13 protein-coding genes are annotated in these 17103 nt (G+C 72.4%); 4 read left to right on the top strand and 9 right to left on the bottom strand.

Annotated elements, in window-relative coordinates; genetic code table 11:
* The first annotated feature begins 31 nt into the window (after positions 1 to 31).
* Positions 32 to 2977, top strand: coding sequence for an ATP-binding protein (locus ACFXPL_RS02385; RefSeq protein ID WP_384911122.1), 2946 nt, complete (start codon positions 32 to 34; stop codon positions 2975 to 2977).
* Between the two features lie 108 nt (positions 2978 to 3085).
* Here ACFXPL_RS02385 and nucS read toward each other — a convergent pair whose 3' ends face one another.
* A complete protein-coding gene (gene nucS, locus ACFXPL_RS02380) occupies positions 3086 to 3757 on the bottom strand; it encodes an endonuclease NucS (protein WP_384911120.1) in 672 nt (223 codons plus the stop codon).
* 214 nt (positions 3758 to 3971) lie between these two features.
* On the opposite strand from nucS, the gene ACFXPL_RS02375 reads away from it, so the two are divergent.
* The gene (locus ACFXPL_RS02375; RefSeq protein ID WP_384911117.1) at positions 3972 to 4364 is read left to right on the top strand and encodes an SCO5389 family protein; all 393 of its coding nucleotides are present in this window, start codon (positions 3972 to 3974) and stop codon (positions 4362 to 4364) included.
* A 148-nt stretch (positions 4365 to 4512) separates the two neighbouring features.
* Here ACFXPL_RS02375 and ACFXPL_RS02370 read toward each other — a convergent pair whose 3' ends face one another.
* Complete coding sequence (locus tag ACFXPL_RS02370; protein WP_384911115.1) at positions 4513 to 5541, bottom strand: LLM class flavin-dependent oxidoreductase; 1029 nt, start codon at positions 5539 to 5541, stop codon at positions 4513 to 4515.
* A 210-nt stretch (positions 5542 to 5751) separates the two neighbouring features.
* Between ACFXPL_RS02370 and ACFXPL_RS02365 the strand changes: the two genes are divergently transcribed.
* On the top strand, positions 5752 to 6081 hold the full coding sequence (locus ACFXPL_RS02365; protein WP_384911112.1) for an ATP/GTP-binding protein: 330 nt from the start codon (positions 5752 to 5754) through the stop codon (positions 6079 to 6081).
* Between the two features lie 36 nt (positions 6082 to 6117).
* Here the strand turns inward: ACFXPL_RS02365 and ACFXPL_RS02360 are convergent, their stop codons facing one another.
* From ACFXPL_RS02360 to mce, 7 genes are all read right to left on the bottom strand, one after another.
* Entirely contained in the window at positions 6118 to 6999 is an 882-nt protein-coding gene (locus ACFXPL_RS02360) for an ABC transporter permease subunit (protein ID WP_384911110.1), read from the bottom strand.
* Positions 6999 to 8135 carry an ATP-binding cassette domain-containing protein gene (locus ACFXPL_RS02355; protein WP_384911107.1) on the bottom strand — a complete coding sequence of 379 codons (1137 nt, stop codon included), beginning with the start codon at positions 8133 to 8135 and terminating at the stop codon, positions 6999 to 7001. Before ACFXPL_RS02355 ends, ACFXPL_RS02360 begins: the two co-directional genes overlap by 1 nt.
* Positions 8136 to 8461: 326 nt before the next feature.
* Positions 8462 to 9241: an ABC transporter permease subunit gene (locus tag ACFXPL_RS02350; protein WP_384911104.1), complete on the bottom strand. Its 780-nt coding sequence runs from the start codon at positions 9239 to 9241 to the stop codon at positions 8462 to 8464.
* 2 nt (positions 9242 to 9243) lie between these two features.
* Positions 9244 to 10164 (bottom strand): ABC transporter ATP-binding protein, encoded by a 921-nt coding sequence (locus ACFXPL_RS02345; RefSeq protein ID WP_384911102.1) that lies wholly within the window; start codon positions 10162 to 10164, stop codon positions 9244 to 9246.
* Positions 10165 to 10262: 98 nt separating this feature from the next.
* Complete coding sequence (locus tag ACFXPL_RS02340; RefSeq protein WP_384911099.1) at positions 10263 to 11201, bottom strand: cellulose-binding protein; 939 nt, start codon at positions 11199 to 11201, stop codon at positions 10263 to 10265.
* Positions 11202 to 11335: 134 nt separating this feature from the next.
* Positions 11336 to 15058, bottom strand: a complete 3723-nt coding sequence (gene scy, locus ACFXPL_RS02335; protein ID WP_384911096.1) for a polarized growth protein Scy — start codon at positions 15056 to 15058, stop codon at positions 11336 to 11338.
* Between the two features lie 159 nt (positions 15059 to 15217).
* The gene (gene mce, locus ACFXPL_RS02330; protein WP_384911093.1) at positions 15218 to 15646 is read right to left on the bottom strand and encodes a methylmalonyl-CoA epimerase; all 429 of its coding nucleotides are present in this window, start codon (positions 15644 to 15646) and stop codon (positions 15218 to 15220) included.
* Positions 15647 to 15824: 178 nt separating this feature from the next.
* Here mce and ACFXPL_RS02325 point away from each other — a divergent pair, with 178 nt between their 5' ends.
* Positions 15825 to 17045: an acetyl-CoA C-acetyltransferase gene (locus tag ACFXPL_RS02325; RefSeq protein WP_384911090.1), complete on the top strand. Its 1221-nt coding sequence runs from the start codon at positions 15825 to 15827 to the stop codon at positions 17043 to 17045.
* Positions 17046 to 17103 lie beyond the last annotated feature (58 nt).

Here is a 17103-nt window from a genome sequence, read left to right as displayed (position 1 = left end):
ACGGCACGCCACGATCTGGGAGCTTTTCACCATGGACCCGATAAGCCGGGGGCCGGAGGAGCACGGCCGGCGCGACGACGACGCGCGCGGAGACGACGCGCGTCCCGAAGGCCGGTACGACGACGCGCGCCAGGACGGCCGGTACGACACGGGCCTTGACGACGGATACGACGCACGCTCCGACAGCGGGTACGACGCACGCCCCGTCGAGGGATACGAACCACGCCCCGACGACGGATACGACGTCGAACCCGCCGTGGTGAGTGTTCACGAGGGCGAATCCGCCGGGGAGGGCGGCGAGGCCGCACCGCCTCGCCCGCCCCGTGTGTCGATCACGCCCGGCGTGCCGGCCCCCGCCCCGGCGCGCTCCGCCCTCCCGGCCGTCGCCCACATCAAGGGCGCGGGCCCCATCACCCCCGCGCAGCCCGTCCGTACGGTCCAGCTCGTCTCGGGTGACCTCCTGCTGACCGTCAACCCCGTCGACGGCAGCGAGATCGAACTCCGCCCGCCGGGACGGGAACACACCGCGCCCGCCCGGCTCACCGCGCAGGAGCGCGCCGCCGTCCAGCGTGCCGGGCGCCCGCCCGTACCGGCGGGGCCCGCCGCGCCCGCCCTCCCGCTGCTGGAGCGTCGCGAGGAGCGCGCGAAACTGGCGGAGCTGCTGGGGCGCGGCCGTTCCGTACGCCTCAGCGGGCCCGCGGGCTCCGGGCGCACCGCCCTGATCGAGGCCGTGGCCGCGGACTGCGCGGACCTCGCGCCCGACGGCGTCGTCCGGCTCTCCGGATACCGCCGCACCGCCACCGAGCTGCTGTACGAGCTGTACGCGGCCGTCCACCGCTCGCCGCTGGTCCGACCCGACCGGGCCGAACTCCTCGACCGGGTCCGCGACATCGGCGCGGTCGTCGTCCTGGACGACCTGGAACTGGGCGGCGAGGCGCTGGACGAACTCCTCACCGCCACACCGGAATGCGCCTACCTGTGCGCCGCGACCCCCGACACCGCCGTCCCCTCGCCGGACGCGCGGCTCGAAGAGGTCACCCTCGGCGGTCTGGGCCGCGGTTCCTCGCTGGAACTCCTGGAGCATGTCGTCGAACGGCCGCTCACCGACGAGGAGGCCAACTGGGCGGGCGACCTCTGGTTCGAGTCCGAGGGGCTGCCGCTGCGCTTCGTCCAGGCCGGCGCGCTGCTGCGCCGGCGCGACCAGGCGCGCGCCGGCGCCAACTCCTCCAACGAGTCCGACGAGTTCGAGCCCTTCGTGCGCCCCTTCGAGCGCACGCCGGAGCGCGCGTCCGGGACCCCCGGCGCATCCGGCGCCGAGGGCGCGCCGGCCGCCGTACCGGCCGTCCCCGGCGGCTACGACATCCCCCTGCCCACCCTCGGCGAGGGCGCCGCGCCCGCCGCCCCGCTCGCCGCCCGGCTGAGCGAGGCCGCACGCGCCACCCTGCGCTTCGCCGTCGCGCTCGGCGGCGAGGTTCCGCACCAGGCGCACCTGCCCGCGCTGGTGGGCGACACCCACGCGGACGCCGCCCTCGGCGAGCTGATGAGCTGCGGACTGCTCACCCCGGTCGGCGGGCGCTACCGGCTCGCGCCCGGAGTGGCCGCGCAACTGGAGGCGGAGGGGTACGGCGACGACGCCGTGGCCCACGCCCACACCGCCGCCCAGCACTACGCCTGGTGGTCCGGGCATCCCTCGGTCACCCCCGAGCGCGCCGCCACCGAGGCGGACGCCATCCTCGCGGCGATGGCCCCGCTGGTGCCCGGCACGGAGGCGGGCCACCCCAGCGCCGCCGTGCTGCTGGCCCGCAGCGCCGCGCCCGCGTTCCTCGCGGGGCTGCACTGGGGCGCCTGGGAGCGGGCCCTACGGGCCGGCTCCGAGGCCGCCAGAATGGCCGGGGAGGTCGCGGAAGAGGCGTACTTCCACCATGAGCTGGGCGTCCTCGCGCTCTGTGTCGGCAACCTGGACCGGGCCCGCGCCGAGCTGGAGGCGTCGATCGGGATGCGCGGCGCCCTCGCCGACAGGGTCGGCACGGTCGCGGGACGCCGGGCGCTCGCCCTGGTCACCGACCGGGAGGCCGCCCTGGCGGGACCGAAGCCGCTGGGCTCGGAGGCGCCGACCGTACGGTACGCGGAGCCGCTCGCGCGGGCGGCCGGACTGCCCGAACTGCCGGGGCTGTCCAAGCCGTCGCACCCGGGGTCCGGGGCCGCCGCCGGTCGCGGGGCCGGTTCGGGGGCAGGCCCCGGCAGCGCTGCCGCGTCCGCGTCCGGCTCCGTTTCCGGCTCCGGCGAGAACATGGCGCTGGTTACCCGGCGCGACACCCCCGTCGTGCCGCCCGGCTCCGGCCCCCGGCCGGCCCACGCCGCGTCCCGATCGGCGGCCCCCGGCCACTCCGCGCGCCGCCCGGCGCTGGGCGGTGCCCGCCGCAACCTGGTCGCCGCAGGCGCGGGCGCCGTACTCGCGGCCGTGCTCGGTACGGTCGTGACCCTCGGCGCGACCTCGGACGGCGACCCCCTGCCGCCCGACAAGGTCCGTACGGAACAGTCCACGGACCCGGACGACAGCAACGGCGACGACGGCCTGCCCGCCGAGCAGCCGGTCGACACCTCGACGTACAACCCGGGCGGCGTCCCGGCCGGACCCGATTCCCCGAGCCCCACGGGCCCCACGGAGAGCGGCGATCCCTCCGGCTCCTCCTCGCCCTCGGGCACGCCGTCCGACGGCACCAGCTCGTCCCCGGGCGGCTCCCCGTCCGCCTCGGAGGAACAGCCGACGGACCCCTCGGAGGAGCCGCCGGAACCGTCCACGGGCCCCTCGGGCCCGCCGTCGCCCTCGACGTCCCCCGACCCGTCCGCGGAGGAGCCCTCCGAGGAGCCGTCGGACTCGGACTCACCTCCGCCGTCGACCCCGCAGACCACGGTGAGCGGCCCGGACCCGAGCCTGAGCGAGGAGCGGACGGCCGAGCCGAGCGTCATCGCGTGACGGCGTGACGGCGTGACGGGCTGACGGCCTGACGGCCCGACGGAAGAGAGGTCCGGCGGGGCGCGCACACCGCGCCCCGCCGGACCTCGTACAGTCCGCTCCGTCACGTCAGAACAGGCGCAGCTTGTCGTCCTCGATGCCGCGCATGCCGTTGTAGTCCAGCACCACGCATCCGATGCCCCGGTCCGTCGCCAGCACCCGCGCCTGCGGCTTGATCTCCTGCGCCGCGAACACACCCCTCACCGGCGCCAGATGCGGGTCGCGGTTGAGCAGTTCCAGGTAGCGGGTGAGCTGCTCCACGCCGTCGATCTCGCCGCGCCGCTTGATCTCCACGGCGACCGTGCCGCCGTCGGCGTCCCGGCACAGGATGTCCACCGGGCCGATCGCCGTCGGGTACTCGCGGCGGATGAGGCTGTACCCCTCGCCCAGCGTCTCGATGCGGTCGGCGAGCAGTTCCTGGAGGTGCGCTTCCACGCCGTCCTTGATGAGACCGGGGTCGACACCCAGTTCATGGGACGAGTCGTGGAGGACTTCCTCCATCGTGATGATCAATTTCTCGCCCGCTTTGTTGATGACCGTCCAGACGCCGGTGTCCTCGTCCGCACCCTCCTTCAACGTGCAGGGCGGCGACATCCAGTTGAGCGGTTTGTACGCCCGGTCGTCGGCGTGGATGGACACACTGCCGTCAGCCTTGACCAGGATGAGACGGGGGGCGGAGGGCAGGTGGGCGGTGAGCCGGCCCGCGTAGTCGACGGAGCAGCGGGCAATGACGAGACGCATGGTCGGCACGCTACTCGACTGCCACCGCCGCGCGCGATTCGCCCTGGAAGCCCCCGTTCGTTATTGGCCGGTTGTGGTCCCATAATCCTGGTGCCCTCCCGTCGGCGCGCCTAACGTGGATGCGGGAGGTCGCCGGTCGTGCACGCTGCGTCGTCGTCGCCTCCTTCCCTGCCCGTAAGGCCCCGTTCCCCGCGGGGTCGCGAGAGGAGAACCCATGTCGCTCGACGTCTCACCGGCGCTGTTGGATCAGGCCGAGCGAGGCGAGGTCGACGAAGCGGAATTCGTCGACTGCGTCCGGACCTCCCTGCCCTACGCATGGGAGATGATCAGTTCTCTGGTGGCTCAGCTGAAGGTGGACGGTGGACAGTTCGCCGACAACCAGACGCCCCCGCCGGACGAGCAGGCACGTGGTCAACTGCTGCGCGCGCTCGCGAGTGATGCGATTCGCGGTGCGCTCCAGCGTCACTTCGGAGTGCGGCTCGCATTCCAGAACTGCCACCGCGTCGCGGTGTTCCCGTTGGACCCCTCGGTCGACGAGCGGCTGACCCGCTTCACCTCGGTGAGGGCCCAGTTGCTCAACCAGTCTCCTGTGCTCCGGGACTGCTGACGGTTTCGGCTGCCGCTCCCGCGTCGTGGGTGGTACCACGGCGCCGGAGCGGCAGCGTCCCCGAAGGGCCCGTACGTACAGACCCGCGTGCATGGCCCCGTACGTACAGACCCGCGCGTAACAGACCTGCGCGTAACAGACCGGTCGCTCAGGCCAGCAGGGGCAGTACCTCCGCCCCCAGACGCCGTACGTTCTCCTCCGTCGCCGCCAGATCGCCGGTGCCCTCCACGAGCAGCGCGAAGCGCGTGATGCCCGTGCGCTCCGCCGTGGCCGCGAGCCGGTCCGCCGCCAGCCTCGGCGGCCCCACCGGGTGCAGGGCGCAGAGCAGTTCCGTGTACGCCACCGGGTCGCGCATCGAGCGCGACCGGCCGTCGACCGTCACATGCGCGCCGAGTCCCTGGCGCAGCCAGCCGGGCATCGCCTTGACCAGGGATTCCGTGGCGGCGGTGCGGCTGTCCGCGATCTGCGCCACGCCGGCCGACACATGCGGAGCGTGCTCGATCTCCGCGGGCGCCAGCCCCGCCGCGCGCGCGTGCGTACGCCACAGCGCGACCATCTCCGCCTTCTCCTCGTCGCCGCAGTGCATGCCCAGCAGCATCGGCAGCCCGTGCCGGGCGGCCAGCCGCACGCTCCGGGGTGAGGTACAGGCCATGATCGTCTCGGGTCGGCCGCCGGGGTACGTCAGCTCGTCGGCACGGGGGACGACCGGGACCTCACGGAAGGCGTACCGGTCGCCGGAGGCCGCCACCCGCGTCCCGCGCAGCCAGCGCAGCAGCAGCTCCAGCGCCTCCGGGAAGTCACGCTCGTAGGCGCTCAGGCCCGCCCCGAAGACCTCCAGGTCGACCCAGGGGCCGCCCCGTCCCACCCCGAGAGTGAACCGCCCGCCGGAGACGAGATGGAGCAGCGCGGCCTGTTCGCCGAGCGCCACCGGATGGACGTTCGGCAACACGCTGACCGCCGTACCCACCCGGATGTGTCGCGTACGGCCGAGCAGCAGCGCGGCCAGGGTCACGGCCGACGGGCAGACGCCGTACGGCACGAAGTGGTGCTCGGCCAGCCAGACCGCGTCGAGCCCCGACTCCTCGGCCAGCTCCGTGGTCCGCACCGCCCGGTGCAGCGCTTCCCCCTGTCCCTGGCCCGGGAACTGGGCGGCCAGTACAAAAGCTCCAACACGCATCGCCTTCTGCCTCCTTGCGGCCGACGCGACTCCCCCTACTGGCAACAACGTCTGACACGTGCCAAAGGCACGGCCGGACGTAAAACTCGTGCGATTGTCCGGTGAGTCCCTCCGTGGAGGCGGGGTGCGCACGCCTCTGAGGGGCGTCTGCCCGGTGGTGCGCGCCGTAGGCTGGAACCGGTCCGTGCTGTCTGCCCCGTGAGGTGTTCCGTGTCCCCGCGTCGCAACCGCCCCCGAGGCGGCGAGAACCCGACCGACCGATCCGCCGACGCCGGCGACCGGTACGGCGGCTTCCAGCGATCGGAAACATGGCAGGGCGAGAACTGGTCAGTTCGACACGTGGCGGGGGCAAGTGCCGCCGGTAAGCGGTACCGCTGCCCGGGATGCGACCAGGAGATCCCCTCCGCGGCGGCCCATGTGGTGGCGTGGCCGGAGTACGGCGGGGTGGACGACCGGCGGCACTGGCACCAGTCCTGCTGGAAGGCGAAGGACCGCCGCACCTCGCGGGTGCAGCGGTCCCGTAACGCGCCGCGGTACTGAGCCCGGCGCCCCGCGCCCTGTGCGCCGGGCCGCGCGTCACACGTCGCGCCGCTCCAGGGAGAAGTACGCGGCGGCCATCGCGATCGCGGTCATCCCGGCGATGAGCCACAGCACCGACCAGCCGTGGGGGCCCGCATCGTTGAAGGCGTCTCCGTAGAGCTGGACGAGCTGGCTCGGGATCGAGTACGCCAGCAGGAACTCCTGGACGCCGCGGAGCGGTTTGGCGAACATGAACATCGCGAGGACGAGCGGCAGCAGGACCAGGCCGATCATCACGGTGATCGCTCCCGCCGAGTGCCTGACCAGCGCGCCGATCGCCATCGCGAGCAGCCCGAGCATCGCCAGGTAGAGGCTGACGCCGACGGTCGCGCGGATCCAGTCGGAGGCGGTGGGCGCGGCGGCGTCGAGGATCGCGGTCTGGAGCGCGGCGACGATCATCGTGGTCACGGTCGAGACGGTGAAGACCACGGCGGAGAAGACGATCGACTTCGCGGCCAGCACCCGGCCCCGGCTGGGGCACGCGGTGAGCGTGGTGCGGACCATGCCCGTGCCGTACTCCGAGGTGACGGTCAGTACCCCGAGCGTGATCACGCAGAGCGAGCCCAGCAGCACCCCGAAGAAGCCGAGGGCGAGCAGGGTGGTGCCGCTGGGCTCGGGACTCAGGTCGCCGCCGTCCCGGGTGCCGACGACGAGCAGCGCCACGAGCAGCCCGACGCCGACGATCAGCAGGACCATCACGCCGAGGGACCACATCGTGGACCGTACGGAGCGCAGCTTCGTCCACTCGGAGGCCAGGGCGTCCGCGAGGTGGGCCCGCCGGGTCGGGATCGGTGAGGCGTACGGCACAGGCTGGTGCGGAGCCTGGCCCTGGTGCGGGACCGGTGACGGGTGAGGAGGCTGCTGGAACGGGGTCGTCATCAGGCGTCCTCGGTGCGGTCACGCTTCGTCGGCCCCGCGGCGGGTGCCGGGGTGTCCTGCTGGTACGGGTCGGCCCCGGGCGGCGGCGGGGCGTACCAGCCCTGCTGCGGCACCTCAGGGGCCACGGGCGGCGTGGACCCCTGCGGGGCGGCCACGTACCCCTGCGGAGGCCCGTGGCCGGGCGGCTGGGGCGGCGGGGTGAAGCCGGCGAGGGCGTCGGCCGTGGAGCGGTAGTCGACCGCGGTCTGCGTCATCCGCATGTACGCCTCCTCCAGCGACGCCTGGTGCGGGGACAGCTCCCAGAGCCGCACGTCCGCGCCGTGCGCCAGTTCGCTGATCCGGGGGAGCGGCAGGCCGGTGACCCGCAGCGCGCCGTCAGGTTCGGAGAGCACCTGGCCGCCCGCCCCGGCCAGCGCCGCGCTCAGCTTCTCCCGCAGCTCCGGCTCGTCCCCCGAGGTACGGACCCGGGCGAAATCAGCCGAATTGGCCGAGATGAAGTCCTTGATGCTCATGTCGGAGAGGAGCCGGCCGCGGCCGATCACGATGAGGTGGTCGGCGGTCACCGCCATCTCGCTCATGAGGTGTGAGGAGACGAAGACCGTACGTCCCTCGCTCGCGAGCTGCTTCATCAGATTGCGCACCCAGTGGATGCCCTCGGGGTCGAGACCGTTGACCGGCTCGTCGAAGAGCAGCACCTGCGGGTCCCCGAGGAGTGCCGCCGCGATGCCCAGCCGCTGCCCCATGCCGAGCGAGAAGCCCTTGAAACGCTGCTTGGCGACCCCCTGGAGGCCGACGACACCGAGGACCTCGTCCACCCTGGCGGCCGGGATGCCGGAGAGCTGGGCGAGCGAGAGGAGGTGGTTGCGTGCGCTGCGCCCGCCGTGGACGGCCTGGGCGTCGAGGAGCGCGCCGACCTGGCGCGGGGCGTTCGGGAGCTGCCGGAAGGGGTGGCCGCCGACCAGGACATGACCGCTGGTGGGCCGGTCGAGACCGAGGATCATCCGCATCGTCGTGGATTTGCCGGAGCCGTTGGGGCCCAGGAACCCGGTGACGTGGCCGGGCCTCACCTGGAAGGAAAGGTTGTACACGGCCGCCTTGGCGCCGTAGCGCTTCGTCAGGCCGACTGCCTCGATCATTCTCCAGCCCCATCGACAGGTCAGGTCGTCGGGGCAGTGGCCGGTCCGGGCCCAATGCCCCCGTTAGAGTTAGGAGGATATCCAGGCGTTGACGGTTCCGGCCAAGTCGCTCCCCGCGGTGCGTCGGGGGTACGGGGCCGAGCCGCGCCCCTCGCACGCCGGAGCCCGCCTCCGTACGCGCCGGTGCCCGGCCTCCGTACGCGCCTGGAGCGCGCGGTCACCGTACGCGCCGGAGCCCGGCCTCGTACGCGCCGGAGCCCGCCTCCGTACGCGCCGGAGCCCGGCCTCGTACGCGCCGGAGCCCGGAGCCCGGGTCCCGTACGCGCCTACGCGTCGCGCTTCTTCAGTACGGCGTATCCGCCCCCGAGCGCGGCCACCACCCACAGCGCCATGATCCCCAGCCCCTCCCAGGGGCCGTACGGCGCCGGGGTCGAGTTCAGGGCGCCGGACACCACCTGGGTGATCTGGCGTCCCGCCTGGTCGGGGAAGTAGCGGGCGACGTCCTTGGCTCCCGGGACGGCCGCCAGGATCTGTGAGACGAGGAAGAAGAACGGCATCAGGATGCCGAGCGAGAGGATCGAGCTGCGCAGCATCGCGGTGACGCCCATCGAGAACAGCGCGATCAGCGTCATGTAGAGGCCGCTGCCGATCACCGCGCGCAGCACGTTGGGCTCGCCGATGTTCGTACCGTGGTCGCCGAGCAGCGCCTGGCCGAGGAAGAACGCCAGGAAGCCGGTGATCAGCCCGACCACCAGCGCCAGCACCCCGGCCACCAGGATCTTGCTGAAGAGGAACGTGGCGCGCTGCGGCACGGCCGCCAGCGAGCCCCGGATCATGCCCGAGCTGTACTCGGAGCCGACCACCAGCACTCCGAAGACCACCATCGCGAGCTGCCCGAGGACCATCCCCGAGAAGCTGGTGTACGTCGGGTCGAAGGTCGCCCGGTCCATGTCCGAGAGCGTGCCGAACTGGGAGCTCACCACCGCCGAGAGCGCCCCGCCCAGGGCCACCGTCACGACCAGCGCGCTGACCAGCGTCCAGGTCGTGGAGGAGACCGTACGGATCTTGGTCCACTCGGAGCGGAGGACCGCCGGTACCGATGCCATGGTCAGATCCCCTCGCCGGTCCTGCGGGCGTGGTACTCGACCGACTCCGCCGTCATCTGCATGAACGCTTCTTCGAGGGAGGCGCGCTGGGCGCTCAGCTCGTGCAGCACGATCCCGTGGCGCGCGGCCAGCTCGCCCAGCTCCTCCGTGGTCGCCCCGTCGATCTCCAGCACGCCGTCCGCCGCGTCGACCGCCGTGAAACCCGCCCCGTGCAGCGCGTCCTTCAACTGCTCACGCTGCGGGGAACGCAGGCGCGCGTAACTCCGGGAATTCGCGTGGATGAAGTCGGCCATCGATGTGTTCGCGAGCAGTCTGCCCTGCCCGATCACGATCAAGTGATCGGCGGTCAGGGCCATTTCACTCATGAGATGACTGGATACGAAGATCGTGCGGCCTTCGTGTGCGAGTGCCTTCATAAGATTGCGGATCCAGTGGATTCCCTCGGGGTCCAGACCATTCACCGGTTCGTCGAACATCAAGATCTCCGGATCACCGAGCAGCGCCGCCGCGATACCGAGCCGCTGCCCCATCCCGAGGGAGAATCCCTTCGACTTCTTCCGCGCCACCGCCGTCAGTCCGACCAGGTCGAGGACGTCGGCGACCCGACTCTCCGGGATCCGGTTGCTCTGCGCCAGACAGAGGAGGTTGTTGTAGGCGGTGCGGCCGCCGTGCATGGCCTTGGCCTCCAGCAGCGCCCCGATGTGCTTGAGCGGTTCGGGGAGGTCCCGGTAGTGCCGTCCGTCGATCCGGACGGAGCCGCCGTTCGGATGGTCCAGATCGAGCATCATCCGCATCGTGGTCGACTTGCCCGCCCCGTTGGGACCGAGGAAGCCCGTCACCACGCCGGGCCGCACCTGGAAGGAGAGGTGATCGACCGCCACCTTGCGGCCGTAGCGTTTGGTGAGCCCCTCTACCTCGATCATGCGGCCAACCTAAGCGCGCACAAAGCCCCCCGCCACCGGAGTGACAGGGGGCTGCGCGATCGTTACCCGATCGATCGGCCGACCGGGACCGTGGTGGATCAGCGGGACTGCTGCGCCGGGACCCCGCGGGAGATCGGCTCGTCGTCCGCCGGGGAGCCGGCGGCGGCCACCGCGGCACCCGTCAGCGTCGCCAGCATCTCGCGGACGTTGGTGAGCTGGGCGTTGATCGAGTCGCGGCGGTTCGTGAGCGCCGCCAGCTCGCGCTCCGACTCGCTGCGGATCCGGTCGGCCTTGGCGTTCGCGTCCGCCACGATGTCCTCGGACTGACGCTGAGCCGTCTCGACCGTCTGACGGGCCCTGCGCTCCGCGTCCGTACGCAGCTTCTCGGCCTCCAGACGAAGCTGCTCGGCGCGGTGCTCGATCTCCGCCAGGCGCTTCTCGGCCTTCGCCTGACGGGACGCCAGGTCGCGCTCCGACTGCTCCCGCCGCTTGGCGAGGTTCGTCTCGAAGTCCGTGGCGGCCTGGGCGGCCTTGGCACGGGTCTCCTCGAAGAGCGCGTCGGCCTCCTCGCGCTTGGACTGCGCGTCCTTCTGTGCGTCCGAACGCAGCGTCGACGCGTCGCCCTTCGCCTTGTCGACGATACGGACGCCCTCGTCCTCGGCCTTCGCCTTGCGCTCGACGGCGAACGCCTCGGCGTCGTTACGCACCTGCTGGGCCGCCGACTCGGCGAGCTCACGGTGCTGCTCCGACGCGCGACGGGCCTCCTCGCGCAGGTCCTTCGCCTCCTCCTCGGCGAGGCGGAGGATCTTCTCGACGCGGGCGCCGAGGCCGGCGTACGACGGCTCGGCGTCGGTTACCTGGGCCTGGGCGTTCTGCGTCTCAAGGTGGAGTTCCTCGATGCGCTTTTCCAGAGCGGTGATGCGGGCCAGTGCACTGTCACGGTCGGCGACGAGTTTGGTAATGCGGTCGTCCACCTGACCGCGGTCGTAACCACGCCGCACGAGCTCGAAGCCGAATGGGGAGGAAGTGTCGCTCATGGGGTTCCTGTCGAATGAGACCGGTGAGGTGATAGGGGGAATCCTAGGGGCCTAAGCGGCGTGTCATCGAGTTGATGCAGCTTTGATATGGAGAATGTCCAGCCTTTTGAGTGGCAAGTCGCCGCCCTGAGGCACTAACTGTCGGAGGACTTGCTACTCGAACGGGTGGTTCCGGCCGCTGCGCCCGCCTTGACGGGATTGTCCTTCCCGCCGCCTGACGGTGCCTCGAACGACTCCAACGCCTCCAGTACGTCCTGGACACGGGAGATCTCCGCCTGGATGTCCTCGCGCCTGCGCACCAGGACGTCCAGCTCGTGCTTGCCCTCGTCGACCATCTGTTTCGCCTCCGCGGCCGCCTCGGCACGCAGTTGCTCGGCCTCCCTGACCAGGGTGGCCTTCTTCTGCTCGGCCTCCTTGAGCAGCCCATCCGCCTTGCGCACCGCCGAGATCCGGACCGAACTCGCCTCCGAATTGGCGTCCGCGACCAGCTCCTTGGCCTTCTCCTCGGCCTCGGTGCGCTGCTCGTCGGCGGCCTTCATCAGCTTGTCGACGCGCTCGCCCGCCGTCCTGAGCTGCTCGGACGTCTCGCGCCGCGCCCGCTCGTGGAGCTGCTCGATCTCGTTCTCGACGCGCCTGCGCAGCTCCTCGCCGCGCTCCCGTACAGCCGTCGCGTCCCGGCGCGCCCCCACCAGCAGCTCGTTCGCGTCCGAACGGGCCTGCTCCACCAGGGAGTTCCCGTCCACCGTCGCGTCCGAGGTGATCCGGGCCGCCTCCTTGCGGGCCGCGCCCACCAGCGTGTCGGCCTGCTTCTCGGCCTCGGTGGCGGAGCGCAGCCCCTCCTCCTGGGCCTTGTTGACGAGCTGGTCCGCCTGCTCGGCGGCGTCGGAACGGCGCTTCGCCGCGTCCTTGCGCGCCTCGTCCAGGAGCCAGTCCGTCTCCTCCTGCGCCTCGTTCCTGACCCGCTCGGCGGTGGCCTCGCTCTCCCGCTTGAGCTGCTCGGCGTCGGCCCGCACGCGTTCCGCCGCCTGCTGCGCGGAGCCCACCGTCTCCGCGGCCTCCGCGCGCATCCGCTCGGACTCGCCCGCGGCCTCGTTGATGAGCCGGTCGGCCTGCGCGGCGGCGTCGCCGCGCATCCGGTTGGCGTCCTCGCGGGCCTCGGCCCGGCTGCGGGACGCGTCCTGCTCCGCCGACGTCAGCGCGTCCGACGCCTCCGTCCGTACCCGCTGCGCGTACTCGGCGGTGTCGGAGCGCAGCCGCTCCGCCTCCCCGATCGCGTCGTTGACCGTGCGTTCGGCGAGCGCCTGGGCGGCCTCCGACTCCGCCTGGACGCGGGTACGGAGCTGGTTCGTCTCCGTGGTGGCCCGCTCGCGCTCGGCGCGCGCCTCCGCCCGTACCCGCTCGGCCTCCTCGCGCGTCTCGGCCTGGAGCTGGTCCGCGGCCTGCTCGGCGGCGACCCGCTGCGCCAGGATCTCCTGCTCGGCCTGGTCGTGCAGCCCCGCGACCGCGTCCCGTACCTGCTGGGCGGTCTGCTCGGCGGCGGCCACCAGCTCCGTCGCGCGGTAGTCGGCCTCGCCGACCAGCCGCTGTGCCTCGGTCTGCGCGTCCTCGACGCGTTTACGGGCCGACGCGAGCAGCTCCTCGCTCTGCTCGCGGGCGCGCTCGCGCTCCTGCTCCGCCTCGGCCCGGGCGCCCGTCAGGGTCTCCTCGGCCTCGCGGCGCCGGCGGGTCGCCTCCTCCTGCGCGGCGGCCAGCGCCTCGGCGGCCTCGGTGCCGACCCGGTCGGCGGCGGCGCCCGCCTCCGTCCTGATCCGGTCGGCGGTCTCCTGCGCCTCGGTCTTGAGCCGCTCCGCCTCCGTGGCGGCCTCCGTACGCAGCCGTACCGCCGCGTTCTCCGCCTCCGCGCGGGACCCCGCGGCGTCCTGGGCCGCCTCCGTGCGCAGCCGCTCGGCCTCCTCCTCGGCCTGCGCCTGGAGCGTACGGCTGCGTTCCGCGGTCTCCGTGCGCAGCCGCTCGGCCTCCTCGGCCGCCTCGCGGCGGATCCGCTCGCCCTCGGTGCGCGCCTCGGTCAGCGCCTCCTCGGCGGACGCGAAGCGCGCCTCCGCCTCCGTGTGCAGCCGGGTCAGCTCGCCGGCCGCCTCCGCCTTGCGGGCCTCGACGCCCCGCTCGGCCTCCTCGCGCAGCTCGGTGGCGGCCTGCTCGGCGGCGACCCGCATCACCTCGGCGAGGTCCTCGCCCTCCTCGCGGAGCCGCTCGGCCTCGGCGCGGGTGCGCTCCAGGGTCTCCTCGGCCTGCCGGCGCAGCGTCGTGGCGCGCTCGATGGCCTCGGTGCGTACCCGCTCGCTCTCGGCCGTCGCGCTGTTGCGCAGCTCGTCGGCGTCGGCCTTCGCCTTCGTCAGCAGTTCCTCGGCGGACCTGGCCGCCTCCTCGATCTGCTGGACGGCCTCCCTGCGGGCCTCGCCGCGGATCCGCTCGCCCTCCGCGACCGCCTCGGCCCTGAGCTGTTCGGCCTCGCCGCGCAGCCGGCGCGCCTCCTCCTGGAGCTCGACCGTCTTGGCGCGGTACTCCTTCGTGTCGTCCTTGGCCGCGCCCTTGAGCTGGTCGGCCTGCTCGGCGGCCTCTCCGCGCAGCCGGTCCGCCTCGGCCTCGGCCTCGTGGCGGATCCGGTCGGCCTCCTCGCTCGCCGAGCGGGTGGTGGCCTGGGCGTCGTCGGACGCCTTCGTCAGGACCTCCTCGGCGGTACGGGCCGCCTTGGCGAGCTGGGCCGCGGTGTCCTCGGCGGCGACCGCGCGGGCCTTCTCCGCGGCCTCCGCGACCAGCTTCTCGCCCTCGGCCCGGGCGTCGGCGAGGGCCTGCTCGGCCTCCGCCTTGGTGGCCTCGGCCTCCTTGGTGGCCTCGTTGACCAGCCGGGCGATCTCCGACTTGGCCGTACGGGTGCGCTGCTCGTTCTGCGACTCGGCGCCCGCGAGCCGCTTGGTGGCGGTCTCCTTCGCCTCCGTGACGACCTTCTCGGCCTCGGCCCTGGCCTCCCGCATCCGGTCGTCGGCGGCCTGCATCCGCTGCTCGGCGGCGCGGCTCAGCTCGGTGGCCTGCTGGCGGGCCTGGTCGGCCTCGGCGGTGGTGGAGGTACGGAGGTGTTCGGCGTGGCTGGTGGCCTCCTGGGCCTGCGACGAGGCGGCGTTCAGCATCCGCTCGGCGTCCCTGCGGGCCCGCAGCAGCAGTGACTCGGCCTCGGACCTGGCCGTCTCGGTCTCGGAACCCAGCCGGCGCCGTGCCTCGTCGGTGACCCGCGCGGCCTCGGCGCGCGCGGCGGCGAGCGACTGCTCGGCCTCGGCGCGCGACTCGTCCATCAGCCGCCTGGCCTGGGCCTCCGTACGGGCACGGAGCTGTTCGGCCCAGGCGACGTTCTCGTTGACGTGGGACTCGACGGTCTGCCGGCGCTCCGCGAGCTCCTGGTCGAGCCGCTGGCGGCGCTGGACGGCCTCGGTGTGCAGCTCGGCCTGGAGCCGCGCCTGGTGCTCGGCGTGCTCCTGGAGGATGCGCTGCGTCTGGGCGCGCGCGTCGCGCAGCTCGCGCTCGGCGTCCTGGCGCAGCTGTTCGGCCTGCATCTGGGCGTTCCGCAGATGCTGTTCGGCCTGGTAGCCGAGGTCGCCGCTGTCGTACGAGGAAGAAGGACGGGTCGCCAGAGCGCGCCGTGCCTCGTGGAGCTTGGCGCGCAACACCTCGACCTGGTAACCGAGGTCCTCGGCGTGCTGGACGGCCTTCTCCCGCGCGGTCTTCAGCCGGTCCATCTCGGCTTCGAACCGCGAGAGGTGGTCGTCCTCAGCTCGGTGGCTCTGCTGGCTTTCGTAGCCCCGCACTGCGCGGTCCCATCCGTCCCCTGGTCGCAACTGCCCTATTGGGCACCGTTCTCGGCGAACGGACCCCCGGGGGAATGGTGACAGATCAACGGCAGGGGCGCGGCCCCGGCCCGGCCCCGGCCCGGAAGCGCCACTCTACCGGGCCGGGAATCCTTAAGGTCAGTGCTCCGGGCGGGAGGTGACCAGTTCGGTGAGTACGCCGTGGCAGTCCTTGGGGTGGAGGAACGTGATGCGGGACCCCATCGAGCCGGTGCGCGGCTCGTCGTAGAGGACCCGTACCCCCTTGTCCCGTACGGCCTGGGCGTCCCCGTCCACGTCGGCGGTGCCGAACGCGATGTGATGGACGCCCTCCCCGTTCCTGGCCAGCCACTTGCCGACGGCGGAATCCTCCCGGGTGGGTTCGAGGAGCTGGAGATACGAGGCCCCGCCGTCGGACGTCTCGTTGATCTTGAGCATGGCCTCGCGGACGCCCTGCTCCTCGTTGACCTCGGTGTGGAACACCTCGAAGCCGTACGTGGCCCGGTAGAACTCGACGGTCGCATCAAGGTCGAGACAGGCGATTCCGATGTGGTCGATTCTCGTCAGCATGCTGACAGTGCAGCGGTAGGGAGGTGATTACGCAACGTGCGCGCCGTCACACGTGCCGCCGGGTGACCCGGACCCTTACCGCTCAGTACATTTGAAGTGAACCGTCGTTCACACGGCGGTCCGCCCACCGTCCACTCCTCATGCCGCACGCAGCCGCACGCAAAGGGGATCGCGTCCCATGTCTGGAACGAACACCACCACCTCCGTGATCGTCGCCGGCGCCCGTACCCCCATGGGTCGGCTCCTCGGTTCACTCACCCCCTTCTCCGGCGCCGACCTGGGGGGCTTCGCCATCAAGGCCGCCCTGGAGCGGGCCGGCATCGGCGGCGACCAGGTGCAGTACGTGATCATGGGCCAGGTGCTCCAGGCGGGCGCGGGCCAGATCCCGGCCCGCCAGGCGGCCGTCAAGGGCGGCATCCCGATGAACGTCCCCGCGCTCACCGTCAACAAGGTCTGCCTCTCCGGACTCGACGCGATCGCCCTGGCGGACCAGCTCATCCGCGCGGGTGAGTTCGACATCGTCGTCGCCGGTGGCCAGGAATCGATGACGAACGCCCCACACCTGCTGCCCAAGTCCCGCGCGGGCCACAAGTACGGCGCGATCGAGATGCTGGACTCCATGGCGTACGACGGGCTGACCGACTCCTTCGAGTCCATCGCCATGGGCGCCTCCACGGAGAAGCACAACGCGCGCCTGGGCATCGCACGCCCCCCGCAGGACGAGTTCGGCGCCCTCTCCCACCAGCGGGCCGCCGCCGCCCAGAAGAACGGGATCTTCGAGGCGGAGATCACTCCCGTCGAGATCCCGCAGCGCAAGGGCGACCCGGTGCTCTTCGCGCAGGACGAGGGGATCCGCCCCGGGACCACCGTGGAGTCGCTGGCCCGGCTGCGCCCCGCGTTCGCCGCGGACGGCACGATCACGGCGGGCACCTCCTCGCAGATCTCCGACGGCGCGGCGGCGGTCGTCGTCATGAGCAGGGCGAAGGCCGAGGAGCTGGGCCTGGAGTGGCTGGCCGAGATCGGCGCGCACGGCAATGTGGCGGGCCCGGACAACTCCCTCCAGTCCCAGCCCTCGAACGCGATTCTGCACGCCCTGGAGAAGGACGGCCTCGACATCGACGAGCTGGACCTCATCGAGATCAACGAGGCGTTCGCGGCGGTCGCCGTGCAGTCGATGAAGGACCTCGGAGTGTCCCCGGAAAGGGTGAACGTGAACGGGGGCGCGATCGCTCTCGGCCACCCGATCGGGATGTCCGGCGCCCGGCTGGTGCTCCATCTCGCGCTGGAGCTGAAGCGGCGCGGCGGCGGGACGGGGGCCGCGGCGCTCTGCGGGGGCGGCGGCCAGGGGGACGCGCTGATCGTCCGCGTGCCCGGACACGGATCCGTGCCCCGACACTGATCCGCGCCCGGACACTGACGGGAATCAGCCATATATGAGAGCGACAGGAACGGAGTTG

The organism is Streptomyces sp. NPDC059092, from assembly GCF_042756365.1.
Lineage (GTDB): Bacteria > Actinomycetota > Actinomycetes > Streptomycetales > Streptomycetaceae > Streptomyces.
The sequence above is the reverse complement of the archived record's forward strand: the minus strand, read 5'-3'. Positions and strand labels throughout refer to the sequence as shown.

Coding starts and splice junctions, on each gene's coding strand:
- ACFXPL_RS02385 (WP_384911122.1), top strand. CDS start 32: ATGGACCCGATAAGCCGGGGGCCGGAGGAGCACGGCCGGCGCGACGAC.
- nucS (WP_384911120.1), bottom strand. CDS start 3,757: ATGCGTCTCGTCATTGCCCGCTGCTCCGTCGACTACGCGGGCCGGCTC.
- ACFXPL_RS02375 (WP_384911117.1), top strand. CDS start 3,972: ATGTCGCTCGACGTCTCACCGGCGCTGTTGGATCAGGCCGAGCGAGGC.
- ACFXPL_RS02370 (WP_384911115.1), bottom strand. CDS start 5,541: ATGCGTGTTGGAGCTTTTGTACTGGCCGCCCAGTTCCCGGGCCAGGGA.
- ACFXPL_RS02360 (WP_384911110.1), bottom strand. CDS start 6,999: ATGACGACCCCGTTCCAGCAGCCTCCTCACCCGTCACCGGTCCCGCAC.
- ACFXPL_RS02355 (WP_384911107.1), bottom strand. CDS start 8,135: ATGATCGAGGCAGTCGGCCTGACGAAGCGCTACGGCGCCAAGGCGGCC.
- ACFXPL_RS02350 (WP_384911104.1), bottom strand. CDS start 9,241: ATGGCATCGGTACCGGCGGTCCTCCGCTCCGAGTGGACCAAGATCCGT.
- ACFXPL_RS02345 (WP_384911102.1), bottom strand. CDS start 10,164: ATGATCGAGGTAGAGGGGCTCACCAAACGCTACGGCCGCAAGGTGGCG.
- ACFXPL_RS02340 (WP_384911099.1), bottom strand. CDS start 11,201: ATGAGCGACACTTCCTCCCCATTCGGCTTCGAGCTCGTGCGGCGTGGT.
- mce (WP_384911093.1), bottom strand. CDS start 15,646: ATGCTGACGAGAATCGACCACATCGGAATCGCCTGTCTCGACCTTGAT.
- ACFXPL_RS02325 (WP_384911090.1), top strand. CDS start 15,825: ATGTCTGGAACGAACACCACCACCTCCGTGATCGTCGCCGGCGCCCGT.